Genomic DNA, 25,308 nt, shown 5'->3' with positions numbered 1-25,308 from the left:
CTTGAAGAGCCGGGCCTCAGCGCCCGGCGAAGTAACGGTCCCAGTCGCGCACCGGGCGGACCTCCACCGCGCCCAGGCGGCCGCTGGGAATCCGCTGGGCGATCTGCAGCGCCTCATTGAGGTCTCGGGCGTCGATCAGCACGAAGCCGCCCAGGTATTCACGGGTCTCGGCAAACGGCCCATCGGTGATCGACAGTCCGGCCGCGCCATGGCGCAGCGTTGTCGCGGTCTCCGCCGTTTCCAGCGCCTCCGAGGCAAGCACCCGGCCGGCGCGCCGCTGGTATTCGTCGTTGGCGAAGCACTCGTCCATCAGGCGTCGATATTGGGGCTCGGACAGGCTCGACAGGCGCTCGTCATCCACATAGATCAGACAGAGGTACTTCATGGCCGTCTCCGGGGCGCTGTGCGTTTGCAGTTACCTCATAGTCGAAGCGCACGGGCGGGAATCGACAGGCTGGGGAAAGTTTTTTGCGCGCAGTCCGATAACACCACCCCATGACGGTGAAGAGCGGCTCTGGCACGGCCCTGGAGCCGCCCGTCAGGTGAGGGCTTGAGTTTTCAGATTCGTCTCAGAGAGTTCCGCACGCTGCGAAGGGAAGATAACCGTGGGAAAAAAACCCTGACCATGGAGCTCAAGAGAATGAAACTTCACGCAACCGCCCTGGCTGTCGCAGCCGCCCTCGCTGTGCCGGGCTTTGCCTTCGCCGCCAACACCATCAACTTCAGCGGTGAAGTGACCGACCAGACCTGCTCGGCCGTAGTCGATGGCAACACTGACCCGACCGTCATCCTCGACAGCGTGCCGGTCAGCGCCCTGAACGGCTCCGTCGGCCAGACCACCGGCGAGACCAGCTTCACCCTGCAGCTGACCGGTTGTGCCGCCCCCAGTGGTGCGGACGAGCACTTCACCACCCTGTTCCAGGCCACCAACGCCACCGCCTCCGGCAACCTGACCAACACCGCTTCGGGCGGCGCCACCGGCGTAGCCCTGCAACTGCTCGATGGTCCGGCCGGCACCCCGGTGAACCTGGCTGGCGGCGCGGCCGTAGAAGCCGGTGACATCGTCCTGGCCGACGGCCAGACCGATGCCAGCTACGACTACGCGGTGCAGTACATCTCCGAGGCGACCTCCGTGACTCCCGGCCCGGTGCTCGGCTCGGTGACCTACACCCTGCGTTACGAGTGATACCCCGCGGCACCGCCCCCCGGTGCCGCCTTCTCGCATTGCACAGCATCGTTCAGGCGTGATCACGCCCCGAACGATGCGACAAGACAGGTGAACCGGATGAACGCCCTCCCACTGCGCCCGCTCCGCGCGGCGACGCTCGCGCTCGCCCTGCTGGCATCCTTCACCGCCACGCTCGCCCAGGCCAGCGTGGTGATCACCGGCACCCGCGTCATCTACCCCGGCGATGCCCGGGAGAAGACCGTGCAACTGACCAACAAGGACGGCTTCCCCAACGTCATCCAGGCCTGGATCGACGTCAACGATCCTGCCTCCACGCCGGACACCGCCAAGGCCCCCTTCGTGGTCAACCCTTCCGTGTCGCGCATGGCGCCCGGCAGCGGCCAGACCCTGCGCATCCTCTACACCGGCTCCGGGCTGCCCCAGGACCGCGAATCGCTGTTCCACCTCAATGTGCTGCAGATTCCGCCACGCAACGCCGCCAAGGCCGAGCAGAACCAGATGCTGCTGATGCTGCGCAACCGCCTGAAGCTGTTCTATCGCCCAGCGGCCATCGCCGGCAACCCGGAGCAACTGCCCGAGAAGCTGCGCTTCTCCCTGGTGCAGAACAGTGACGGCTGGAGCGTGAAGGTCGAGAACCCCACTGGCTACCACGCCTCCTTCGGCGGCGCGACGCTCAGCGTCGGTGGGCGCCAGTGGAAGCTGCAGCCGAGCATGGTCGCGCCCATGGGCCAGGCCCAGTGGCGAGCGGAAAAAGCCTCCGCCCTGCCTGCCGGCAACGTGCGACTGTCCGCCCTGCTGATCAACGACTACGGCGCAAGAGTGGAACTTCGCCATGACCTGCCGCGTTGACGCCAACCACGGACCGCTGCTGCCCTTCGCCCTCGGAACCCTCACCATGGTGGTCGCGGGCCTGGCCCAGGGCGATGCGGACTATCGCTTCGACGACAGCCTGCTGATGGGCTCGGGACTGGCCGGCGGCAGCCTGGAGCGATTCAACCGCGCCGATCAGGTGGACCCCGGTACCTACCACGTCGATCTCTATCTCAACGGTCAGTACGCCACCCGTGCCGAAGTGGAAATGCGCCAGCGTGGCGAGCGCGCCGAGCCCTGCTTCAGCGAGCGTTTCCTGCGCCAGAGCCTGGGTGCGCGCCCCGACCCGAAGGCCGGCAAGGACGACCAGGGGATCTGCCACTGGCTGAGCGAGCGCCTGCCCGACTCGACCTGGAACCTCGATACCGCGCGCCTGCGCCTGGACCTCTCGGTGCCCCAGGCGCTGCTCGACATCAAGCCGCGCGGCTATGTCAGCCCGGAGGAATGGGACGCCGGCAGCACCATGGGCTTCGTCAACTACGACGCCAACCTCTACCGCTCCAGTTTCGACGACTCCGGCAGCGGCGGTGACTCGGACTACGGCTACCTCGGCCTGAATGGCGGTGTGAACCTCGGCCTGTGGCGCCTGCGCCACCAGTCCAACTACACCTATTCCAGCTACGCGGGAAACACCCGCAGTGACTGGAACAGCATCCGCACCTATGCCCAACGCGCGTTGCCCGGCATACGCAGCGAGCTGACCCTGGGCGACAGCTATACCGAAGGCAACCTGTTCGGCAGCCTGGGCTATCGCGGCGTGCGCCTGGCCACCGACGACCGCATGCTGCCCGACTCGCAGCGCCAGTACGCGCCACAAGTGCGTGGCACCGCCAACACCAATGCGCGGGTAGTGATCAGCCAGAATGGTCGGAAGATCCATGAGACCACCGTGGCGCCCGGCCCCTTCGTCATCGACGACCTCTACGGCACGGCCTACGACGGCGATCTGGACGTGCAGGTGATCGAGGCCGACGGCAGCGTCTCGCGCTTCTCCGTGCCCTTTTCCGCCGTGCCCGAATCCATGCGTCCCGGCCTGTCGCGCTACAGCGCCACGGTCGGCCAGGCGCGCCAGTACGGTGACGGCAACGATCTGTTCGGCGACCTGACCTACCAGCGTGGCCTGACCAACGCCCTCACCGCCAACCTCGGCGCCCGCGTCGCCGAGGACTACCTGGCCCTGCTCGGTGGCGGCGTGCTGGCCACGCCCTACGGCGCCTTCGGCATGAACACCACCTTCTCCAGCGCCACGGTGGAGAACAACCAGCGCAAGCAGGGCTGGCGCGTCGGCCTGAACTACAGCCGGACCTTCCAGCCGACCCAGACCACCCTGACCCTCGCCGGCTACCGCTACTCTACCGAGGGCTATCGCGATCTGGGCGACGCACTTTCCGCCCGCGATGCCGACGACCACGGCGAGAGCTGGGACTCGAGCAGCTACAAGCAGCGCAACCAGTTCACCCTGCTGGTCAACCAGGGCCTGGGGCAGTACGGCAACCTCTACCTGTCCGGCTCCACCGCCGACTACTACGACGGCAAGAGCCGCGATACCCAGTTGCAGGTCGGCTACTCCAATACCTGGCGCCAGCTCAGCTACAACCTGTCCTATTCGCGCCAGCAAACCACCTGGTACCGCGACGTGAACGACGACTACGACCCGTCTCAGCCGCCGCAGTACAACCTGCAGCACGGCAGCAACCGCAACAACACCCTGACCCTGAGCCTCTCCATGCCACTGGGCTCCACCAGCCGCGCACCGAACCTCAGCGCCATGGCCTCGCGGCGTAGCGGCGACACCAGCGGCAGCACTTACCAGACCGGCCTCAACGGCACCCTGGGCGAGGACCGCACCCTGAGCTACGCCCTCTCCGCCGGGCGCGACAGCGAAGGCCAGGGCACAGACTTCAACGGCAGCATGCAGCAGCAGACCTCGGTCGCCACCTTCAACGCCGGCTACGCCGAAAGCTCCAGCTACCGCCAGGTCAACGGCGGCATGCGCGGTGCGGCGGTGCTGCACAGCGGCGGCCTGACCCTCGGCCCCTACGTCGGCGACACCTTCGCCCTGGTGGAAGCCAAGGGCGCCAGCGGCGCCGGTGTGCGCGGCGGCCAGGGCGCGCGGGTGGACAGCAACGGCTATGCCGTCGTGCCTTCGCTTTCGCCCTACCGCTACAACCCCATCAGCCTCGACCCGCAAGGCATCGACGAGAACGCCGAACTGGTGGAGACCGAGCGCAAGATCGCCCCCTACGCCGGCGCGGCCGTGCATGTCGAGTTCAAGACCCTCACCGGCCACCCGCTCCTGATCCAGGCCAGGCTGCCCGATGGCCAGCCGTTGCCGCTGGGAGCCGACGTGCTCGATGGCAATGGCGTGAACATCGGCATGGTCGGCCAGGGCGGCCAGGTCTATGCCCGCGCGGAAGGCGAGAAAGGACAACTGCGCGTGAAGTGGGGCGAACGCCCGGAAGACGGATGTCTGCTGCCGTATGATCTCAAGGGCGCCGATGTCGACCAGGTACTGATCCGCCTGCAGGCTACCTGCCTACCGGAGGCCTCATGACCCCTCTCCTGCGCAGCCTGCCGCTGCTCACCCTGCTGCTCGCGCCAAGTGCCTGGGCTACCTGCTATAAGGTCACCGGCGTGGGCAGCGCCACCACCACCCTGACTTACCAGATCCGCCCTGGTGAAGGCGTGGCCGGTGCGTGGCCCGGCGACGGCGCCTGCGATACCTGCAACGGCTCCCTCGGCCTGCCCAGCGTAATCAACGTCAGCGATGCCAGCTTTCAGCCCGACGGCACCTTGATTGCCAGCGCCGTGTCACCCATTACCCAATATGGCAACTCCGCCGGCTACGACAGCGAACGTGTGTTCTTCCGCTGTGCGCCGGGAGACGCGGTATACGAGATGTTTTCCACCAATGCCGACGACCTCTACAGCGGCTGGTACCAGGGCGGCGACAGCGTGGGCAACTCCATCGGCCTGCAGGCCGCCTATCGCACCGCCTGGCCCAACGTACTGCTGCGCCTGACCCACGTGGAAACCGGCCAGTACTTCACCGATGTCTGGCGCGAGCGCCAGTTGAGCGGGCTGGATATCGACTCGCGCGGTTACCAGCTGGTCAAGGCGAAGAACCTCAGCGCGGTGCGCGCCGAACTCTTCAGGGCGCCGCTGGAAAGCACCCAGGGTTACTCACCGAATACGAAATCGCAGCTGTATGGCCGCACCCAGCCCGCCGGCTACATCGCCATCAAGGGGCCGGGGCTGGCCTATCCCAACGTCGGCCAGACCCACTACGGCAACTACAGCGGCTGGCATTACAACTGGCCGGGCGCCATCGGACTGTATGGCGATGTCACACTCAAGCGCTACCCGACCTGCGCCGTCACCAACGTCACGCCGCACGTGGTGTTCCCATCGATTTCCATCGGTGAGATCAACGCCGGGGCGAGCCGCGAGATGCCCTTCCAGGTCGACTTCAAGTGCCAGAGCGGCGTACTCAGCAGCACCACCCCCAGCACCAGCCAGACTGGCACCAGCGGCACCGCGCTGGGCATCAAGGTCTCGGCCGGGGCGCTGGCGGCTTCCTCCGGCCTTGGGTTGGTCAATGCCAGCGGCGGACTGTCCTACCTGGTCTCCGACCGCTACGGCGAACCCGGCATGGCCCAGGGTGTGGGTATTCGCCTGCTGCGCAACGGCAGCACGATGAACCTGCTGGCCAACGAGGACTCCGCCAACGGCAGCAACGCCGAAGCGCGTGGCTGGTACCCGGTCATCGGCAACGCCTCGAACAAAACCGGTGAAGTGGGCGGTATCTCCCAGTACAGCGAAACCTTCCGCGCCCGGCTGGAAAAGCTCAGCCTCGGCAGCATGCCCACGGTGACGCCCGGCCGCGTGGAAGCCACCGCGCAGGTGGTGATCCGTGTGCAGTAAGCGGCTGCGTGCAACCCTTCTCAGCCTGATGCTGCTGACAGGTGCGCAGGCGCAGGCCGGTGTCACTGCCGAACGCACACGGGTGATCTTCGACGAAGGCAAGCGCGAGGCTTCGCTGGCGCTGGTGAACCAGAACAGCTACCCGGTCATCGTGCAGACCTGGGTCGACGACGGCGATCTCGACGCCGCGCCACAGACCGCGCAAGCACCGATCATGCCTCTACCCCCGGTATTCCGCCTGAACCCCGGCCAGCAGCGCAGCCTGCGCCTGCTCTATACCGGCGAGGCGCTTCCCGCGGACCGCGAGTCGCTGTACTGGCTCAACCTCTACGAGATTCCGCCGCAATCGGGCGAGCCGCTGGCTGAGGGACAGTCGCGCCTGACCGTCACCTTGCGCACGCAGATGAAGATCATCTATCGACCGCGCAAGCTGCTGAAGGACGCCGAGGAGGCCCCGCGCAAGCTGGTCTTCCGAAGGACTGGCAATGCGGTGCAGGTGGACAATCCCACCGCCTATTTCATCACCCTGGCCGGCGCCGAGGTACGCCAGGGCAACACCGGCTCACCGCTACCAGCCGAACTGCTGCCGCCGTTCTCGCAACGCACGCTGTCGCCAACCCGGCCGTTGCCGTCAAGCGGTGACGAAGTACGTTACCTGTGGATCGACGATGGCGGGAACAGTCAGCAGGACTCTGCGCCACTGCATTGACGTCCGAAGTCACGGAGCGTGCCTGCGAGGGCGCACCCTGCAGGCGATCGCGGACAGGGCCCGTTCCTGCGGGGAATGCACGCCGCAGGGCTTACTGGAACAGATTGGCCATCACGCAGAACGTCAGCAGCGCCTGGTCGGTATCCACGTCCAGCTTGCGCATGGCAGAGATCTTCTGCGCGCTCACCGTTTTCACACTGCGGTTCAGCAGCAGCGCGATGTCGCGCACGCTCATCCCCGACACGAAGTGTCGTAGTACCTCGTACTCCTTTACCGACAGGCTGGCGATGCGCCCCTCCACATCGTCCCTACTGGACAGCACGCTGCTCGAGGACTGCATGCCCGGCCCCCGGTAGATGCGGTCCTGGGACAACGCCTTGAGCGCCACGAGGATCTCGTTGAGGTCGCCATTCTTCAGGATCACCCCCGAAACGCCCAGGTCGTACAGGCTGGAGAGGATCAGCGGGTTGGACAGCATGGTGAGGATCAGGATGCGCGTATCGGGGAAGTTGCGCAGCAGGAACTCGATCAGCTTGATGCCATCGCCATAGGTCTGGTCACCAGGCATGTTGTAGTCGGTGATGACGATGGCAGGCCTCTGTTCGCGGTACAACGCGACCAGTTCGCTGGAGTTGTGCGCCTCGCCGACCACTTCGAAGCGATCATCCCGATCGATCACCTCGCGAACCCCCATCAGCACGATGGGGTGGTCGTCCGCTACTACCACTCTGACTTTTTCCATGAGTTCTTCTTGAGTCCCAACATTTGCGTTCGTTGGCCGGCCCCGGAAGGGCACGACCTTCATTCAGAGTAGCCCTGGATCGGGGGCAGCTCTCAGAGACTGGCCAAGGCCGCCTCGATTCGTCCCATCAACGCGTGCACCGCTGCGCTCAGCTCCCGCCCGGCAGGCTGGGCCAGCAGTGCCTCTTCCACCGCCCCGCAGGCATCGCTCAGCCCGTGGGCGCGAACCACTGCGAGGGCTCCGCGCAGGCGATGGACGTGCTGGCGAACGGTCGCCAGATCATTGTCCTGCAGGGCCTGGCTGACGCCCTGCATGTCCTGACGCATGGTGCGCAGGAACAGGTCACGCATTTTCTCCGACACTTCCAGGCGATCGTCCACCGAAGCCCGGTCCTCATCCTGGCCCTCGGCGTGGATCACCTCGCCCGGCAGGGCGTGGCCACAGACCTTGAGCAAGCCGTCATGCAAGGTGCGCAAGCTCATCGGCTTGACCAACCAGGCATTCATGCCCACCGCCATGCACCGCTCGCCCTCTTCGCGCAGCGCGTTGGCGGTAACCCCGATGATCGGCAGCCAGTTATCGTGTCGACGCAGTTCGCCCACCAGCTCGTAACCATTCATCACCGGCATGTTCACATCGGTCAACAGCGCATCGAAGGCGCCGGGCGCCCAGCGCTGCAAGGCCTCGCGGCCATTGCTGGTGAGGGTGACACGACAGCCCAGCTCCTCGAGCTGCTCCTTGAGCAGCGCCTGGTTGATCGGATTGTCCTCGGCCACCAGCACCCGCAGGCCGAGCTTGCCCAGCCGGGATGCCCGCGGCGGCTGGCGAGTCTCGCCACCTCCGCCCTGCTGCGCCAGACGCAGGGTCTGGGCAATGCCGGCCAGGTGGTAGAGGCTGACCTCCCATCCTTGAGCCGACGCCAGCGGCTGAATACCGGCATCGGCCAGGACGCAGACACGCCGGCCGCTCCACGCCGGCTCGTCGCCGGATTCGAGCAGGTCCAGCAGCACCGCGCCGGTGGGAATGTCCGCCGGCAGCTCATCCTGGACCATCGCCAATCCTCCCCAGCAATCGATCCAGCTAGCCAGGTTCTGCGCCAGCTCCTTCACCGGGGCCCGCACATACACCGGCTGCGACAACAGCGATGTACCGTCTGCCAGCGGCTGGACGCGTTCGAGCACCGGCAGGGCCAGGGTGAAGGTGAAGCTGCTGCCCAGCCCGGTCTCGCTCACGACGCGCAGTTGGCCACCCATCAAGTGGCTCAGTCGCGCACAGATCGATAGGCCCAGCCCGGTGCCGCTCACCGTGTGCTCATGACCATGGGCCTGGTAGAAGGGCTCGAACAACCGCTGCTGCTGAATGTCGGACATGCCGATACCGGTATCCGTCACCTGCCACTGCAAGGCCATCTCGCCCGCTTCGTCAGCCACGATACGCAAGCGCAGCACCACACGGCCGATATCGGTGAACTTCAGCGCATTGCTCAACAGGTTGGCGAGAATCTGCCGGATGCGTGCGGCATCGCCTCGCACCAACCCAGGCACGTTCGCCTCGATGCAGGCATAGAGCTGCAGCTCCTTGCCCTCGGCCACTCCGGCGTAGCCGGCGACGACGTCTTCGGCCAGCTCCAGCGGGTTGAACTCCGTCGCCTCCAGGGCCATCTGCCCGGCCTCGATCTTGGACACGTCGAGGATGTCGCTGATCAGCTGCAACAGAGTCGAGGACGAGCGTTGAATGGTGGCGAGGTAATCGCGCTGCTGGCGGGTCAGCTCGGTCAGCCCGAGCAGTTCCAGGGTCCCCAGCACACCATAGAGTGGCGTGCGGATCTCATGGCTCATGGTGGCCAGGAACACCGACTTCGCCTCGCTGGCGGCATCCGCCGAGAGCTTGGCGTCGGCCAGCATCTGCTGCGCCTGTTTGTGCGCACTGATGTCATTGAAGGCGCAAAGCACCACGTTCTCGCCCCGGTAACGGGTCGGCGCGAAGCTCGCATGCAGTGCCCGGCCCTCCACCTCGAAAACCAGCTCCCCATCCACTTCGCCGATCCTGCCACTCAGGTCCCAGTCACGGCTGATGCGGGTGATGGCCTCGGCGTCGCCCAGCCACTGCTCGGCCAGGCGGTTCTGCATCACGACCTGGTGGCTGCCATGACGCAACACGCAGAGCGCCACCGGGGCAGTCTGGATCACCGCACGGCTGAAGGCATCGCTTTCCACTATATCCAGATGCGCACGGCGCGCAGGCTTGATCACTCGCCGCGAGTACCAGCGAATGGCGAACCAGCCACCGGCGAGGCTACCGAGAATCAGCACCAGCCCGCCGAGGAATTGCCATTTGGCATAGCGGAAGAAGCTCGCATAGCTCAGGCGATAGAGCGCCGTCCAGCCCCCCTTGAATTCGCTGCGAGCCTTGAACACCAGGCCGTCGGCGCTGAAGTTCAGGCCATCCTGGTAATCCTTCTCGCCGCCAGGAAAGTCGATCAGCACCTGGCCGTCCGGAGCGATCAGTTCCAGTTCGTCGAACACAGGCCGATCAAGCACCTGTTCCAGATCATTGATACGCCCCAGGTCCAGCAGCGACACGGCGACGACGCGCCGGTCCAGGTCGGACTCCCACCATAGGGCATCGGGCAGGTCGAGGCTGACATAGGCCAGAAGCTCGCGAGTCGACCCGCCCGTATATGGCTGCGCCTGCGTCCAGTGCACCTGCGTGTCGCTGCGTTTGGGCGAGCGCGCTTCCAGCGCCTTGCGCACCCGCTCGATGACCCGCAGGTAGTTGCCCCGGGTCAGCGGCCGTTGTCCGCGGAAGTTTCCGATCGAGGGCACGGCGAGGCTGGTGGCCCCCTGCAGGTCGAGTACCAGGACCTGCGGCGAAGGGAAGGAGGAGGTGCTCCAGTAGCTGCTGTAGAAATTCGCCAGCATTACGCCGAAGGAAAAGGTCCCGGGCTGCTCCTGGGGGCTGGGACGCATCAGCTGTGCCAGGGTGAAGGACATGGCGAAGGAGAATTCCCGGCCCTCGTGGATCTCCATGCCGTTTTCACGGCTCAGCATGCGCCGCTGCAACGGAATCACGTCCAGGTCCTGGCGCTGGGTGGACTCATCGCTCTGCTGGGCGACGCGGTTGAGAAACGCCTCGTGCTCGTGGATGTCCCCCACCAGCCGGGTGAAGTGGAAATGCACCTTGTCGCGCTCTTCCTGCACTACCCGGCCGAGCGCCCAGTAGAAAGCGCCCACCAGCATCAGGGCGAGGGAAACGGCACACAGCAGCACAACGTTCAGGCGCACCGAAGTGCTGGCCAGTTTTCGAATCGAGCCGTTGTCATGTTCCTTCATGCGAAGTATCCGGTGTCACGAAAGTGGCGGCGGAGGCCCGCCGGATACCAGCAGACTGTAGATGTGAGTGCGGGTTCAGGCGAGCCGAACGCACCCGGCGAGCCGACGCTCGCCCGGGCATTGACGTCGGACCTGCTGTAAATCAATAAGCCTTGGCTGGCCGCTCCTGGAGCAGCTGCCGGGTGAACACTTCCGGAGGCACCGGCCTGGAGAACAGATAGCCCTGGGCGCAGTCACAACGGAGCCGGCGCAGCAAGGCCAGCTCATCGGGATGCTCGACCCCTTCGGCAATCACCTCCAGTCCCAGTTGCCGCCCCAGCTTGACGATGCTCTCCAGCGCCGCCGCCAAGCCTTCGTCATCCACGCAGCCATGCACCAGGGCGCGGTCTATCTTCAGCTCGGTGAACGGGGTGGAAACCAGGTTGTACAGCGAACTGTAGCCCTGGCCGAAGTCATCCTGGGCCAGGCCGAAGCCCTTCATGCGCAGGCGGCAGGTGCCGGCGTAGTAGTTCGCCGGGGTCGCCGTGCTGCTGCATTCGAGCAGTTCGAAGACGATGTGCGCCGGTGCGCCACCGCGCTCGGCGACGAACTCAGCCAGGCGATCGGGCAGCTCGGGATCATCCAGCAGGTGGGTCGGCAGGTTGACTGCCACCGAGAGGCGAAAGCCCAGCTGCGCCCAGTCGGCCTGGGCCTGCAACGCCTGATCGAGAATCACCCAGAGCAACGCCTCGTCCAGGCCCGCCGCAGTCAGCGCGCCCATGAAACTGCCGGGCCTGAGCACACCGTGCTGCGGATGCTGCCAGCGCACCAGGGCCTCGGCGGCGACGATGCGGCCATCGATCAGCGACGCCTTGGGCTGGTACCAGGCATGGAACTCCCGGCGTTCCAGGGCTTGCAGCAGCTCCTCGCGGGTCGGCACGGCGATGGCCGGTGCTTCGCGCTGTTCCTCGCGCTCCAGGCGCGAGACGAGCTTCTCCAGGAGGCGGCGAATGACCGGCGCGCGGGCCGGCTTGGCGATCTGCTCGAGCACGGTAATGCCGTGGGCGCGCGCTACCATGCAGGCGCTGCCCATCAACCGGCGCGAAGCCGAGCTCATGATCGCCAGCAATGGAGGCTGCTCCAGCGCCGCCAGTTTCTGGATCAGCTGCACACCGTCCAGGCCAGGCATCATCAGGTCACTGACAACCAGGTCGAAGCGCTCCTGCTCCAGCCAGCGCAGGGCCTCGGCGCCATCCTCGGCGGCCCGCAGGTGCTCCACGCCCTGCTCGCGGAACAGGTTGAGCAGGTACTCGCGCTGGAAGGGCTGATCCTCGACGATCAGGATTCGCTGACGTCGCATGGCGGCACCTCCTTGGGCAGACTGATCAGGCATTGGCGCAGGGTGCGCAGGTCCACCGGCTTGAGCAGGCAGAGATTCATGCCGGCGGCGAGGCAGCGTTCGTTTTCCTCGTGCATGGCATTGGCGGTGGCGCCGATGATCGGCCCGCGGTAGCCGCGCTGGCGCAGGGCCGCGGCCAACTGGTAGCCGTTGAGATGGGGCATGTTGACGTCGCTCAGGACCACGTCGAAGGCTTCCGGCTGCCAGCGTGCCAGCGCCTGCCGGCCGTCGGCGGCGAGCTCGACCTGGCAGCCCAGGGTTTCCAGTTGGTCGCGCAGGATCAACTGGTTGATCGGGTTGTCCTCCACCAGCAGGATGCGCAGGCCCAGGCCGATGTCCGGCAGCGTGTCGGTCAGCCGCGAAGCGTCGCTGTCCACGCAGCCCTGCGCCGCCGCCACGGCACGGCACAGGCCCTCGAGGTTGTAGCGGCCGACGTGCCAGTCGCAACCTTCCTGGCGCGGCTGTTCGCCCCCCAGGTCCGACACCACCACCCGGCACCCCTGCCAGGCGGGCAACGGCCGGCGATCGCTGGGATTGAAGCGCAGATCCACCAGCACCCCGGTGCTGTCTTCTTCGAAAGTCTGCTCGGTGCTGGCCATTTGCGCCCGGGCGCCCCAGCGCTCGATCCAGCCACAGAGACTCTGGGCCAGCTCACGGGTCGGTGCATGCACCCACACCAGCGAGTCGCGCAGCGGCGGGGTGGATGAACGGCGGTCCACACACTGCAGCGGCAGGCTCAGCGAGAAGCTGCTGCCCAGGCCGACATCGCTGACCACCCGCAACTGGCCGTTCATCAATTCGGTGAGCCGCTTGCAGATCGACAGGCCCAAGCCCGTTCCACCCGCCACGCGGGCATGCCCCGACACCTGGTAGAAGGCATCGAAGAGATGCTCCTGCTGATCCTCAGGGATACCGACGCCGGTGTCAGCCACCTGCCAGTGCACGATGTCGTGCCAATCCGCGCCATGTTCGGCACGGACGCGCAGGACGATGCGGCCGCTGTCGGTGAACTTCACGGCGTTGCTCAGCAGGTTGTTGAGAATCTGGCGGATGCGCGTGGCATCGCCCAGCATCCGCTCGGGCATCTGCGAATCGCAGCAGGCATAGATCTGCAAGCCCTTGGCGCGGGCGCTGGCAGCATAGGACTGGACCGTGTCCAGGGTCAGCTCCAGCGGCGAGAACTCTTCCGGTTCCAGGCCCAACTGGCCGACTTCGATCTTCGACACATCGAGCACATCGCTGATCAGTTGCAGCAGGGTCGAGGACGAGCGCTGGATGGCGCGCAGATAGCCCGACTGCTGGTGATCCAGTGCCGTACGGCCGAGCAGCTCGAGGGTGCCAAGCACCCCGTAGAGCGGCGTGCGGATCTCGTGGCTCATGGTTGCCAGGAACAGGGTCTTGGCCTCGTTGGCGGTGTCCGACAGGTGCTTGGCTTCGGCCAGTGCCGCCTCGGTCTGCTTGCGCGCGCTGATATCGCTGAAGGCGCAGCACAGCACCTCCTCGCCCTTGTAGCGGGTCGGTGTGTAGCTCAGGTACAGGTGCCGCCCAGTATGGGTTTCCACTTCCTCCGAACCACCTGCCTCACCACTGCTGAAACCCCGCTCCAGCCAGCCGTGGCTCCAGTAGCGCCGCTCATCGCCACTGCCCAGCCATTGCTGGGCCAGGCGGTTTTCCAGCACCACCTCGGCGTCGTTGCGGCGCAGTACACAGAGTGCTACTGGCGCCGTCTGGATCATGGCGCGGGAAAAGCCTTCGTTCTCCACCAGAGCATTGAGCCGGTGCTGCGCTGGCTCGATCAGGCGCCGATTGATGCGCCGGCACATGCCCCAGATCAGCAGCGAGCAGACCAGCAAGAAAGCCAGGGAGGCGAACAGCCTGGGCCATATCGGCAGCAGAAGGTCGGCAAGATTGAAGTAGTAGATCAGTGACCAGTCGGAGCTACCCAGATGCTTGAGCAACGCCAGGTGGCTTGGCAGCAGGCCGGGACCACTGAAGGCGAAGTTGTCGCCGTCCCACAAGTCGCTGAACTGCAGGCCGAGTTGCGGCGTCACCGCACTGCCGAGAACAGCACGATGTTCGTGATCCAGCAGCAGGAAACGGCCCGCCTCGGGCACGCCGAACGCAGCGGCGAGGTCGGCGCCGAACAGCTCCAGCCCCAGCCAGCCGTTGTCCTGCTCGCTGGTCACGCGGGTGAACAGGTATTGCCTGGCCTGCGGGTCGGTCGGGTCAGCGAGCCAGCGGACCTGCTGCTCCTCTTTCGGCGTCCCCGGTTGTCCCAGCGCCTCCAGCACCGACGGAGGGACCACCGCATTGAGCGCCGGCGCCCCATATAGCCGGGTGACGGAGCGCTCCGGCGCGGAAGAGACATAAATCAGGTTCAGCCGCTTGGATTCCATCTCCGACAAGTCGCGCCCGGACAGCGCCAGGCTCCAGCCGGAACCGGGTTCGCCCAGCGTCACGAATACCTGCTCGTGGGGCGGCACCGGCACGCCCAGCTGGCGCCACTGGACCAGCGGCTCGCGGACTTTCCAGGTCACACCGCGGCTGATGTGCTCCAGCAGCAGCTCCCGCTGACCGAGGTAGTCCTGGGCCTCGTACATCGCGGCATTCATCTGCCGGCGCAGTTGCGACACCTCACTGTTGACGGTCGCAGCGAGGAACAGGCTGAGAGTGAAGAACAGGCAGGCGATCACCACCCAGGCCAGCATACGAAGGAGCTTTCGGGCCGCCTTCGGGGTGGAAAAGGACGAATCCTGGGGGCGAAGGAACTGCTTGAGTTTCATGCCCGCCAGCCTGGCGAAAAGCTGACCGATGGGACATCAGACAAATCTAAAAAGTGTGGAAACGCGAGCAACCGCGCAACGGCGCCTGCCGTGCCGGGGCATCAGCCATCCAGCAAGCCGCTGGCGCGCTGCACGCGCCGCTCGGTCGCGGCCTCCAGTACCTGCCAGCCGCGCCCGGCGCTGGCCAGGGTGAACCATTTCCGTGCGCGGGTGATGCCGGTGTAGACCAGCTCGCGGGTGAGAATGGGGTTGAGGCTGTCGGGCAGCAGGAGCGCAGCGTGGGTGAACTCCGAACCCTGGGACTTGTGTACGGTCATGGCGAACACCGTTTCCACCGCCTGCAATCGGCTGGGCAGGATCCAGCGAATGGCGTCGGTGCCGTCGCCCGCCGGGAAGGCCACCCGCGCCACCCAGCGTACCGAGCCGTCGTCGGCCGACTGCGGCAGCGCCAGGGTGATGCCGATGTCGCCGTTCATCAACCCCAGGCCATAGTCATTACGGGTAACCAGTACCGGGCGCCCAGCGAACCAGCCATTCGCAGTGGGGATCAGTCCCTCGCGTTGCAGCAACTCGCCGATCAGGGTGTTCAACCCTTCCACCCCCCAGGGTCCGCGCCGCAATGCGCAGAGCAACTGGAACTGCCCATGGGCTTCCAGCACCTTTCGCGCCCAGGCATCCAACTCGGCCTGACCGGCGTTGTCCGCCGGACGCGAGCCGCTGACCACGCGCAGGTAGTGGGCGTAACCAACCGGACCGAACAGGTCACCGCCGCGCCCGCCATCGATCACCAGATCACGCAGGCTACGAGTCTCCTGGGCGTCCACGACGATGCGGGCAAGGTCTTCATGCTGTGCTTTCCAGACCTGGCGCAGGGCCGGGATATCGCCGCCATTGACCGCATCGGCCAATTGGCCGATGCCACTGTCGGCGCTGAAGCGGTGACTGTGACGGAGCATGGCCACAGCCTGGTCGAGGTCGCTGCCGGCAGCGTCCAGCAGCGCAGGGTCGATCTGTTCGCCGGTCACCGCCTCCAGCCAGTCGCGGGTAAGCGGGCGGTAGTGCCCTTCGCGGGCACGGCTGCACAGCTCGCCGAGCACCGCGCCGGCTTCCACCGAGGCCAACTGGTCCTTGTCGCCGAGCAGGATCAGGCGTGCGCGCGGCGGCAACGCGGCAAGCAGCGAGGCCATCATTTCCAGGTCGACCATCGAGGCTTCATCCACCACCAGCAGCTCCAGCGCCAACGGGTTGCCGGCGTGGTGACGGAACTGACGGCTGTCCGGGCGGCTGCCGAGCAGGCGGTGCAGTGTGGTGACTTCGGTTGGGATCGCCGCGCGCGCGGCCTCGCCGTTGGCCAGCCCCGCGAGATCAAGGCGCTGCACCGCACCGGCGATGGATTCGTTCAGGCGCGCGGCTGCCTTGCCGGTGGGCGCAGCGAGGCGGATACGCAGTGGTCGCCCGCCCTCCCCCAGCGCCAGGCTTTGCAGCAGGGCGAGCAGTTTCACCACGGTGGTCGTCTTGCCGGTGCCGGGGCCGCCAGTGACGATGCCGAAAGCGTTGCCGGCAACCAGCGCGCAGGCGAGCTTCTGCCAGTCCGCCGGCGCGCCGGGTTTCTTCGGGAACAGTGCATCCAGCGCCTGGCGCAACTGGGCAGCGGGCAACGCGGCACGCAGCGCATCGCCCTGTTGCAGCCGCTGATCGATACCGGCACGCACTTCGCGCTCGTACTGCCAGTAGCGGCGTAAATAGAGACGGCGGCCGGCCAGTACCAGCGGCGTCTCGCCGGGCCCGTCGCTGACCAGGCGCGGATCGTTGAGCACGCCCCGCCAGGCGTCGAGATCGATGCCGTCCAGCAGCACGCCGGGCAGCTCCGGCGCATCCTTGGCCGAGTCGCCTTCAGGGGGCAACGACAGGGCGAAGCGGCTGTCAGCCAGGGTCGCTTCCAGGTCGAGGCAGACATGCCCACGGCCGAGCTGGTGGCTGGCCAGGGCGGCGGCAAGGATCAGCAGCGGGTTGGCGTCCGCCGCGCGCTCGACGAGGAAGATCGCAAAGGCGCGGTCTAGCTCGCGCAGCCAGCCACGTTCGGCCCAGCGGCCGATCAGTTCGAGCATCTGAGCGGGGCTCTTCATGCCGGCACCTCCGCGCGGAACAGGCTGTCCAGCTCGTCCATCAGCGCCTTCGGTGGGCGCTCCAGGTACATGCCCTGGGTTGCCGAGGAACTGCCGCGCAGGAACAGGTACATCGCGCCTCCGATATGGCGGTCGTAGTCATAGTCGGGCAGGCGCGCCTGCAACAATCGGTGCAGAGCGAACAGGTAGAGCGCGTACTGCAGGTCGTAGCGGTGCTCCAGCAGCGCTTCACGCAGCGCACCTTGCGTGTAGGCCTCGTCGTCGGCGCCCAGCCAGTTGGATTTGTAGTCCGCCACGTAGTAGCGGCCCTCGTGCTCGAACACCAGGTCGATGAAACCCTTGAGCATGCCGTTGAGCAGGTTGGCCTGCAGTGTCGGACGCGCCACGCCACCGAGGGTGTGGCGGATCACGGCGGCGTCCAGGAGCTGGCTGTCGACATTGCGGGTGGAGAACCAGAACTCCATTTCCTTCTGGAAAGTGGTCAACCCGCCAAGGCTGACCGGCGCCGCATCAGGCACATGGAATGCCGTACGCAGGTACTGCCCGAGCCAGCCGGTCAGCGGCTCGATCCACTCTTCCCAGCCACGCACTGCACATCGCCGGGCGATCTGGTCGCGTAGCTGCTCTTCGTCGGCGTCGAAGCCTTCGTCGGCAGCCCACTCCAGCAGGCCGTGGAGGAAGCTGCCGGGGTTCGCTCCACGCGGGAAGGCATGCAGGCTGAAGGGTGCAGGCACGGCCTCCAGTTCGCGGTGTTCTTCCAGGCTACTCTCGCGCAGCAGGTCTTCGCCGGCGCTGATGGGTTCGTCGGCGGCCGGTGCGGGAGCGATGTCACTGTCGTCCTCGGTGGCCAGCGTCGCCAGCGCGGAGTAGCTGGCGATCCACCATTTTTCCGCCACCCGGCGGCGCGGTTCGCGGGCCGCGCCCAGGTCGCCGGCCTGCTGGCCAACGAAGAGCTCGGTGCCGACTTCCGGCGCCGGCTCCAGGGCGATTTCCGCGTGGCCGGCCTGCAATTCGCCCAGCCGTGCGACCACCTCCTCGACACCCAGCGCGTTACCGCCGCCGAGCAGGTAGCCCATGGCGCCCTTGTGCAACTCGGGGTTCTTGCTGTTGCTCATCGCCAGCGGCGCCATGCCCAGCCACACGGCGTGGCGCGCACGGGTCAGGGCCACGTAGAGCAGGCGCATGTCCTCGCTCAGGCGCTCGTCGTTGGCCAGCTGGAAGGCGGCCCTGGCCAGCTCCTTGTCGCGGGACAGTTCAACCACCCGCGACTCGCCGGACTGGAAGCTCGGCGGCGTGCCACTCTTGCCGTCCAGCTCGCGCCAGGTGCAGATGAAGGGCAGCAGCACCAGCGGGTATTCCAGGCCCTTGGACTTGTGGATGGTCACCACCTTGATCAGGTCGGCGTCGCTTTCCAGGCGCAGGATTTCTTCGCTGGAAGGGTTCTCCAGCTGTTCGGCGAGCCCCCGTAGCAGGGCATGTTCGCCGTCCAGCTCCACGGCTTCGCGCTGCAGCCACTCGGCCAGGTGCAGCAGGTTGGTCAGGCTGCGTTCGCCATCGGTTTCGCGCAGCAGGCGCGCCGGCAGGGCGAAGTCGGCGAGCAGGCGGCGCAGCATCGGCAGCACGCCCTGCTGTTGCCAGAGCACGCGGTAGTCGCGGAAGCGCAATACCATGTCTTCCCAGAAGCGCTCGTCCTGGTTCAGCCGCTCCAGGGTCGCCCAGTCCAGCGCCAGGCTGCGGGTGGCCAGGGCGATGCGCAGTGCGCCATCGTCGCCGGGGTCGGCGCAGGCGCGTAGCCAGTGCAGCAGGTCGACGGCCTCGGGGCTGTCGAACACCGAGTCACGGTCGGACAGGTAGACACTGGCGAGCCGGCGTTTCGCCAGTTCGCCGCGCACGGCTTCGGCTTCGCTGCGACCGCGCACGAGGATGGCGATGTCCGCCGGACGCAACGCGCGCCACTGGCCATCGGCGTCGCGGAAACCGCTCTGTGCGGAGCTCAGCCAGCGCTGGATGGCACTGGCGCTGCGCTCGGCCATCTGCTGGCGGTACAGCGTGGAGCCACAGACCTGGCCGTCGTTATCCAGTTGCCAGAAGGTCATGGCCGGCGCTTCGCTGCCTTCGAGCAGCAGCGTTTCGTCACGGCCACGCGCGCCCACCTCGAGGAAGGGCACGGGGTTCTCCTGCCCTTCCACAGCGAAGCGGAAGGCGCCGCGCTGATGGCCTTCGGCGAACAGGAAACAGCGGTTGGCGGCGTTGACCATCGCCTGCGTGGAACGGTAGTTGGTGCCCAGCGTGTAGTGCCGCCCGGCGGTGGCGGCACGGGCGCGCAGGTAGGTGTGGATGTCGGCGCCACGGAAGGCGTAGATCGCCTGCTTGGGGTCGCCGATCATGAAGAGTCCGAGGCTCCGCGGGTTCTCGCCGATGCGGTAGACGCGCTCGAAGATGCGGTACTGCAGCGGGTCGGTGTCCTGGAATTCGTCGATCAGCGCCACCGGGAACTGCTCACGGATGCGCTCGGCCAGGCGTTCGCCAGCGCTGCCGGCCAGCGCGCGATCAAGGCGCACCAGCAGGTCGTCGAAGCCCAGTTCGGCGCGCTTCTGTTTCTCCACTTCCAGGTTGAGCCGCACTTCGCCCAGGGCGTGCAGCAACAGTTGCGGGGCGATCTCCGGGCGTTGCTCGGCACGCTCGACCCAGGCGTCGATGGCCTGCAGTGCGGGGTGCTCCGGCACCACGGCCTTGGCCTTCACCTTGATCCGCGTCTGGCCGAACTTGGCCAGGTTGTCCGGCGCATCGGCGCCTTCGCTCCAGGCATCCAATGCCTCGATCCAGCTGGCAAAGACGGCATCGTCATCCTTGCCGCGGTAGCTGTTGCCGTTCAGATCGCCGCGCAGGCTGCGCAGCAGCTCGGCGACACCCTCGCGATCCGCCGCCCAGGCTTCACGGGCGCGGCTCTCGGCGGCATCGAGTTCGTCGTAGAACTGGCCGGTGGTTTCCAGCAGTTCGCTGAGCGAAACCGGTGCGCTGAGCGGCTGGTCGGCGTAGCGGAAGCCGGCCTCCTGCGCCGCCAGCAGCGGTTGCAGGGCGCGGGCGAGTGCTTCGGGGCCGGCGTAGCAATGGCGCACAGCGTTGGCCGCCGCCACTCCCAGCGGGTAGAAGTTGCGTCGCCAGTAGTCGCGCACGGCTTCGGCGAGCAGCTCGCTCTGGTCGGCGGCGAGGTCCTGGGTGAACAGGCTGCCGCTGTCGAAGGCGTGCTCGCGCAGCATGCGGTAGCACCAGCTGTGGATGGTGGAGACCGCGGCCTCGTCCATCCATTCGGCGGCCAGACGCAGCAGGCGTGCGCAGCCGGGCCAGCGCTGGGCGGCGTAGCTGTCGCGCAGCTTCACCAGCAGACCGTCGTGCTTCTGCTCGGGCTCGGCGAAGCAGCGCGCAGCCTCGCCCAGGCGCGCACGGATACGCTCGCGCAGTTCCTGGGTCGCGGCTTCGGTGAAGGTCACCACGAGGATTTCCGGCGGGCTCAGCGGCCGGCCGAACGCAGCCTGCTCGCCACCGTGGTCGAGGACCAGACGCACGTAGAGCAAGGCGATGGTGAAGGTCTTGCCGGTGCCGGCGCTGGCCTCGATCAACCGGCTGCCGTGCAGCGGGAAGTCGAGGGGATTGAGCTCGACGGCGCTCATACGGCCTCCTCCTTGCGCTGCAGAATCGCAAACAACGGCCCGTACAAGGCCTCGGCCCAGGCGGCGAATTCCTCGCTGGCGTTGAGCGCGGCGAAATCGGGGTAGACCCGCGCCAGCGCTGCCGAAGACGCCGCCTCGCCGCTCAGGTTGAAGCCGCCGTCGTAGCGCTTGGCGGCTTCACGGGCGGCACGCTCTTCGTCCTCTCCGGCGGCCAGCCAGGCGAAAGCCGCCTTGCAGGCGACCGGCAGCGGGCGGCTCATGCCCTGGAACCAGGCATCCAGCAGCGCATCCAGCTCGGCACGTGCCTCCTGCGCCGGCAGCGGCGGGAATTCCAGGGTGCCGGTCAGGCCGACCAGCACGCTGGTCACCGGCTCACCACACAGTTGCAGCGCGAGGTGGCGCACCCACGGGCGCACCAGCCCATGCCATTTGTAGCCCTTGCCTTCATGCAGCTTGCCGCTGACCAGCTGCAGGCTGGCGAGCTGGCCGTCGGCATTGCGGCGCAAACCACCGAGCCAGTCGGCCAGTTCGATGCCGGCATGCTCATGGTGGAGCTCGCGCTGTTCGTCTTCCACCTGCGACCAATGCTCCAGTTGCTCACGGTAGCGGGCCAACAGGTCGTGCAGCGGCGCCACCAGCGCCTGGGCGGAGAAGTCACCGAAGGCCGCCAACGGCAGCCGGCCCTCGCGGCGCAGGCGCTCCACTTGGCCGGTCAGTTGCACAGCTAGCTGCTCATCCTGCCAATGCTGCTCCACCCAGGGTCGCAGGCGTTCGCAGAGTTCGAACTGCAATTGCCAGACGTCCAGGCCGTTCAGCTCGAAGGGCTCTTCGTCCTGGCCAGTCAGTTGCTCCTCGCCGAAGCGCACCTTCAGGCGTTGCAGGAAGAAGGCGCCGACCGGGTTGGCGAGGAAGTCCGAGAGCACGCGCAGGCCGATGGGGGCGTCCAGCACCAGCGGCGACAGCGGCGCGTCGTTCGTCTCATCGTCGTGCTCACGGTGCACGTCGCGCCATTCGCGAGCATAGGTGTAGAGGCCGTCGATGCCCTGCCCGGAAGGCGCAGCGAAGTACGCGCGGCTGAATGGCTGCAGCGGGTGTTCCAGGGTCAGCCCGTGCAACAGGTCGCTGCCGTTGGCGCCGTGCCAGCCGGCGGCGAGGTGGTCGCGCAGCTGGCCGACCAGCACGGACGGCGGGCGCTCGCTGTTGTCGCGGATGCTTCGGCCAACCCAGCTGACGTAGAGCTGGCGGCGCGCCGAGAGCAGCGCTTCGAGCAGCAGATAGCGGTCGTCCTCGCGGCGCGAACGGTCGCCGGGGCGGTAGTCATTGCGCATCAGGTCGAAGTCCAGCGGCGATTGCGGGCGTGGGTAGTCGCCGTCGTTCATGCCCAGCAGGCAGACCAGCTGGAAGGGAATCGCACGCATCGGCATCAGGGTGCAGAAGCTCACCGCGCCGGCCAGGAAGCGCTGGTTCAGGCCGCCGGCATCCAGGCCGCCGAGCCAGGCCTCGCGCACTACCGAGAGCGGCAGCGGGTCAGTGAAGCCCGCGTAGCCGCAGGTTTCCAGCCAGCCTTCGAGCAGGTTCAGCAGTTGCTGGCGAAGCAGTTCGTCGTGGTCGTCGGTGACCCGGAAGAAGTCTTCCAGCAGGCTGCGCAGGCGCTGCACCCAGGTCGCCGCATCGGCTTCCTCGGCGAGCAGGTCGCAGGCGTTCTCCAGCGCACCAAGCAGCCCGGCCAGTGGACCGAGGGCGGCGGCGTCGAGCCCGCCGATTTCCGCATAAGGCTGGATGCCCTGGAAGGCTTCGCCCTCGCCTACCGCGAAGCCCAGCAGCATGCGCCGCAGGCCGAAGCGCCAGCTATTGGCTTCGGCGGCTGCCGGCAGCCCGAGGCGTTCGCGCTGCTGGCCGTCGAGCCCCCAGCGCACACCGGCACCGTCGATCCAGCGGCGCAGCAGCGGCAGGTCGGCGTCGGCCAGGCCGAAGCGGGCACGCACGGCGGCGACGTCCAGCAGGTCGAGGATTTCGCTCACCGCAAAACGGCTGTCGGGCAGCCGCAGCAAGTGTTCCAGCGCCACCAGCAGCGGCTCGCGGCCGCGCTGGCCCTGGTCAGCCAGTGTGTAGGGGATGAAGCGTCTGTCGTCGCGCGCGATCTGGCCGAACACGGCTTCGATGTGCGGCGCGTAGGGGTTGATGTCCGGGACCATGACGATCACGTCGCGCGGGCGCAACGTAGGGTCGGCATCGAAGCGCGCAAGCAGCTGATCGTGAAGGATTTCCACTTCGCGCTGGGCGCTGTGGGCGACGTGGAAGCGCACCGAGTCATCGGCCTTCGGGTCGACCGCCGGCCAGTGTTCGCGGGTTTCGTTGATCGGCCGCAATTCGAGGATATCGTCCTGCAGCTGGCCGAGCAGGCTGCCCGGTTCCACTTCGCTGAACAGGTCGATGCGCCCATTGCTCACCGCGCCCAGGCGCGCACGGTAGGTTTCCGGATCGTCGTACTGGTCGAGCAGGTTGATGTAGTCGCGCCCCTGCTTGCCCCAGGCGGCCAGCAAAGGCTGGGCGTACTGGTGCTGCTGGTCGTCGCTGAGCAGCTCCGGGGTGCCGGCGCGGCGGCGCTGGCGGCGGTACTCGTGGCGCAGCAGGTCCTTGTCGGCCACGATGTCGGCCCAGTGATGGCGACAGGGGTTGTGTACGCAGAGCAGCACCTGGGCATGGCGCGCCAGCACGGCGAGGGCTTCCACCGTCTGCGCGGGCATGGCGGAGATGCCGAACACCACCACGCGGCGCGGCAGGTTCGGCAGCAGGCTCTCGGCGTTTTTCAGTTTCGCGATGAAACGCCCGTGAACGCCGGCGCGGCTGGTGGCCAAACCTTCGGGGCCGACATCCTCGAGCAACGAGCGCCACAGGGCGGCCTGCCAGCGATTGTCGGCGTCCAGCTCGCGTACGCTGCCGTTGGCCAGGCGCAACTGATCGACACTACGGCTCCAGTCCTCCAGCCAGTCGGCGCGGTAGACCTGGTACTGGTCGAACAGGTCGGCCAGGCGCTCGGCCAGCTGGTGGCGCTTGCGCAGGTCGGCGTCGTCGGCGAGGAAGCGTTGCAGGGTGGCGAACTCGTCGCGCTCCAGCAGCGTCGGCAGCAGGCGCATCAGGCGCCAGGTCAGCGGGCCCTTGTCGAGCACCGAGACCTCGGGGATTTCATCGCGGCCCAGCGCACCACGGTAGGCACGCCAGAGAAATTGCGCAGGCAGTTGCACGTCCAGCGCGGCGGTGACACCACAGCCACCCTCCTCCACATCGCGCCCCAGCGCCAGCTTGAGCCACTGGGCAATGCCGTTGCTCTGCACCAGGATGACTTCGTTCTCCAGCGGCGCCAGCGGGTGCAGGCTCATCCACTGCACCAGCAGGTCGCGCAGCGCTTCCGGATGGTTGCCGTGGATCACCATCAGGCCGGGGGTCAGTCGCTGCTCGCTCATCGTGTCTCCTGGTGCGGAGCGGGCAACTGGGAGCGCCCGCCGGGGATGACGGGCATTTCACCAAAAAAGCGGGCTGGCGGGGCAGTTTTTTACAGCGCCGCTCAGGCGGCGACGGCACCTTGCTCCCAGGCTTTGCGGATGGCTTCGGCGATCTCCTCGCGCAGTGCCTCGCGGCGGCGGAACTCGCTGCGCCGCTGGCTCTTCACCTCGGCGATGTCGCGCACCGGTTCGCGCTTGGGCAGGCGATACCAGTGGCGGTCGTGCCGCTTGGCGTGGGCTTCCAGCCAGAAGGCGTCGTAACTGGACTTGAGCTTGTGCGAGCAGGTATGCGCGGCGTCACTGATACCCAGTAGCTGCCGGCCGCCCATCTGCTCGCCCAGCGTATAAAGAGCGCTGAGCAGCAGGCTCTTGGGCCGCAGGCCGAACATTTCCTTGCCCAGCCATTTGACGGTGCCTTCGTCCATTGTCGTGCGCGGCCCCTGCAGCCCACCGATCAGCAGCTGACCATTCTTTCCGAGGGTGAAACTCAGGGAGTACAAGCGCTCACCGTCACCATTGCGCAGGTACAGGCCCAGCTCTCCCTCACGGTAGAAGTCCGATGGCTCCAGCAGCACTTCCAGCGCGTCACCGCTTTTCAGAGGAACCAGGCTGAGGTGCACCGGCCCCAGGGCCAGTAACTTCTCTCTCCAGGCGCCAGGCAGGCAATCCAGCTGTGAATAGTGCTCCAGCAATGCAGCGAGCCGGCGCCGGACGCTCCAGTGGCGGCACAGGTACTTTCGCCAGTGTTTCTGGGCGGGCGGCAACCCGTCCCGGTAGGACTCGGACAGCACCGGCATAAGCTGAATACGGCGCGACCAGCACCAGTGCAGGTAGGGGAACAGGGTGGCTGCCAGCGCGCGTTGGCCGGTCTTGCGAATGGTTTTCCAGCGCATGGGTCTGAGGGGTCCGGAGCGGGAGAAAGCGGCGCACTCCTGCGCACGCGAAATGAAAAGCGCGCCAGTGTGGTCGTGAAGTTCCCGCCGGGGGATCGGTCTCCCGGCCGCCCCGCTGAGTGATATTTCCGATTGGCATGCAGCAAAGTCCGACGGATATCCGCTCGCTTTCGCAGATGCTCGATGGC

General features: G+C 66.8%; 14 protein-coding genes. 5 read left to right on the top strand and 9 right to left on the bottom strand.

Annotated elements, in window-relative coordinates:
* Nucleotides 1-16: 16 nt before the first annotated feature.
* Entirely contained in the window at nt 17-385 is a 369-nt protein-coding gene (locus tag ACKI1H_RS11510; RefSeq protein ID WP_440468393.1) for a YciI family protein, read from the bottom strand.
* Between the two features lie 255 nt (nt 386-640).
* Between ACKI1H_RS11510 and ACKI1H_RS11505 the strand changes: the two genes are divergently transcribed.
* The 5 genes from ACKI1H_RS11505 to ACKI1H_RS11485 all read left to right on the top strand — a co-directional run bounded on the left by ACKI1H_RS11505 (nt 641) and on the right by ACKI1H_RS11485 (nt 6,692).
* Nucleotides 641-1,186, top strand: coding sequence for a fimbrial protein (locus ACKI1H_RS11505; RefSeq protein WP_138521482.1), 546 nt, complete (start codon nt 641-643; stop codon nt 1,184-1,186).
* A 99-nt stretch (nt 1,187-1,285) separates the two neighbouring features.
* Nucleotides 1,286-2,038: a fimbrial biogenesis chaperone gene (locus tag ACKI1H_RS11500; RefSeq protein WP_440468392.1), complete on the top strand. Its 753-nt coding sequence runs from the start codon at nt 1,286-1,288 to the stop codon at nt 2,036-2,038.
* The gene (locus tag ACKI1H_RS11495) at nt 2,022-4,613 is read left to right on the top strand and encodes a fimbria/pilus outer membrane usher protein (protein WP_440468391.1); all 2,592 of its coding nucleotides are present in this window, start codon (nt 2,022-2,024) and stop codon (nt 4,611-4,613) included. Before ACKI1H_RS11500 ends, ACKI1H_RS11495 begins: the two co-directional genes overlap by 17 nt.
* Nucleotides 4,610-5,983: a fimbrial protein gene (locus ACKI1H_RS11490; RefSeq protein WP_440468390.1), complete on the top strand. Its 1,374-nt coding sequence runs from the start codon at nt 4,610-4,612 to the stop codon at nt 5,981-5,983. Before ACKI1H_RS11495 ends, ACKI1H_RS11490 begins: the two co-directional genes overlap by 4 nt.
* Nucleotides 5,973-6,692: a fimbrial biogenesis chaperone gene (locus ACKI1H_RS11485; protein ID WP_440468389.1), complete on the top strand. Its 720-nt coding sequence runs from the start codon at nt 5,973-5,975 to the stop codon at nt 6,690-6,692. The genes ACKI1H_RS11490 and ACKI1H_RS11485 overlap by 11 nt, the downstream gene beginning before the upstream one ends.
* A gap of 91 nt (nt 6,693-6,783) precedes the next feature.
* On the opposite strand, the gene ACKI1H_RS11480 is transcribed toward ACKI1H_RS11485, so the two are convergent.
* The 8 genes from ACKI1H_RS11480 to ACKI1H_RS11445 all read right to left on the bottom strand — a co-directional run bounded on the left by ACKI1H_RS11480 (nt 6,784) and on the right by ACKI1H_RS11445 (nt 25,120).
* On the bottom strand, nt 6,784-7,434 hold the full coding sequence (locus ACKI1H_RS11480) for a response regulator (RefSeq protein ID WP_440468388.1): 651 nt from the start codon (nt 7,432-7,434) through the stop codon (nt 6,784-6,786).
* 92 nt (nt 7,435-7,526) lie between these two features.
* Nucleotides 7,527-10,766, bottom strand: a complete 3,240-nt coding sequence (locus tag ACKI1H_RS11475) for a response regulator (protein WP_440468387.1) — start codon at nt 10,764-10,766, stop codon at nt 7,527-7,529.
* 142 nt (nt 10,767-10,908) lie between these two features.
* Nucleotides 10,909-12,105, bottom strand: a complete 1,197-nt coding sequence (locus tag ACKI1H_RS11470; RefSeq protein ID WP_138521468.1) for an EAL domain-containing response regulator — start codon at nt 12,103-12,105, stop codon at nt 10,909-10,911.
* Nucleotides 12,084-14,927, bottom strand: a complete 2,844-nt coding sequence (locus ACKI1H_RS11465; protein ID WP_280054575.1) for an ATP-binding protein — start codon at nt 14,925-14,927, stop codon at nt 12,084-12,086. Before ACKI1H_RS11465 ends, ACKI1H_RS11470 begins: the two co-directional genes overlap by 22 nt.
* Before the next feature lie 101 nt (nt 14,928-15,028).
* On the bottom strand, nt 15,029-17,053 hold the full coding sequence (recD, locus tag ACKI1H_RS11460; protein ID WP_440468386.1) for an exodeoxyribonuclease V subunit alpha: 2,025 nt from the start codon (nt 17,051-17,053) through the stop codon (nt 15,029-15,031).
* Nucleotides 17,050-20,724 carry an exodeoxyribonuclease V subunit beta gene (recB, locus tag ACKI1H_RS11455; protein ID WP_440468385.1) on the bottom strand — a complete coding sequence of 1,225 codons (3,675 nt, stop codon included), beginning with the start codon at nt 20,722-20,724 and terminating at the stop codon, nt 17,050-17,052. Before recB ends, recD begins: the two co-directional genes overlap by 4 nt.
* Nucleotides 20,721-24,188: an exodeoxyribonuclease V subunit gamma gene (recC, locus tag ACKI1H_RS11450; protein ID WP_440468384.1), complete on the bottom strand. Its 3,468-nt coding sequence runs from the start codon at nt 24,186-24,188 to the stop codon at nt 20,721-20,723. The genes recB and recC overlap by 4 nt, the downstream gene beginning before the upstream one ends.
* Nucleotides 24,189-24,289: 101 nt before the next feature.
* A complete protein-coding gene (locus tag ACKI1H_RS11445) occupies nt 24,290-25,120 on the bottom strand; it encodes a VirK/YbjX family protein (protein ID WP_440468383.1) in 831 nt (276 codons plus the stop codon).
* Between the last annotated feature and the right edge of the window lie 188 nt (nt 25,121-25,308).

It is taken from the genome of Pseudomonas sp. YH-1 (genome assembly GCF_051990045.1).
Taxonomy (GTDB): Bacteria; Pseudomonadota; Gammaproteobacteria; order Pseudomonadales; family Pseudomonadaceae; genus Pseudomonas; species Pseudomonas nicosulfuronedens.
Note: the sequence above shows the minus strand (reverse complement) of the source record. Positions and strands in the feature narration are given on the sequence as shown.

Excerpts from the sequence above, each read along its gene's own strand:
- ACKI1H_RS11490 (WP_440468390.1), top strand. The coding sequence starts at position 4,610 with ATGACCCCTCTCCTGCGCAGCCTGCCGCTGCTCACCCTGCTGCTCGCG.
- ACKI1H_RS11510 (WP_440468393.1), bottom strand. The coding sequence starts at position 385 with ATGAAGTACCTCTGTCTGATCTATGTGGATGACGAGCGCCTGTCGAGC.
- recC (WP_440468384.1), bottom strand. The coding sequence starts at position 24,188 with ATGAGCGAGCAGCGACTGACCCCCGGCCTGATGGTGATCCACGGCAAC.
- ACKI1H_RS11470 (WP_138521468.1), bottom strand. The coding sequence starts at position 12,105 with ATGCGACGTCAGCGAATCCTGATCGTCGAGGATCAGCCCTTCCAGCGC.
- ACKI1H_RS11465 (WP_280054575.1), bottom strand. The coding sequence starts at position 14,927 with ATGAAACTCAAGCAGTTCCTTCGCCCCCAGGATTCGTCCTTTTCCACC.
- recB (WP_440468385.1), bottom strand. The coding sequence starts at position 20,724 with ATGAGCGCCGTCGAGCTCAATCCCCTCGACTTCCCGCTGCACGGCAGC.
- ACKI1H_RS11500 (WP_440468392.1), top strand. The coding sequence starts at position 1,286 with ATGAACGCCCTCCCACTGCGCCCGCTCCGCGCGGCGACGCTCGCGCTC.
- recD (WP_440468386.1), bottom strand. The coding sequence starts at position 17,053 with ATGAAGAGCCCCGCTCAGATGCTCGAACTGATCGGCCGCTGGGCCGAA.
- ACKI1H_RS11475 (WP_440468387.1), bottom strand. The coding sequence starts at position 10,766 with ATGAAGGAACATGACAACGGCTCGATTCGAAAACTGGCCAGCACTTCG.
- ACKI1H_RS11495 (WP_440468391.1), top strand. The coding sequence starts at position 2,022 with ATGACCTGCCGCGTTGACGCCAACCACGGACCGCTGCTGCCCTTCGCC.
- ACKI1H_RS11445 (WP_440468383.1), bottom strand. The coding sequence starts at position 25,120 with ATGCGCTGGAAAACCATTCGCAAGACCGGCCAACGCGCGCTGGCAGCC.
- ACKI1H_RS11505 (WP_138521482.1), top strand. The coding sequence starts at position 641 with ATGAAACTTCACGCAACCGCCCTGGCTGTCGCAGCCGCCCTCGCTGTG.
- ACKI1H_RS11480 (WP_440468388.1), bottom strand. The coding sequence starts at position 7,434 with ATGGAAAAAGTCAGAGTGGTAGTAGCGGACGACCACCCCATCGTGCTG.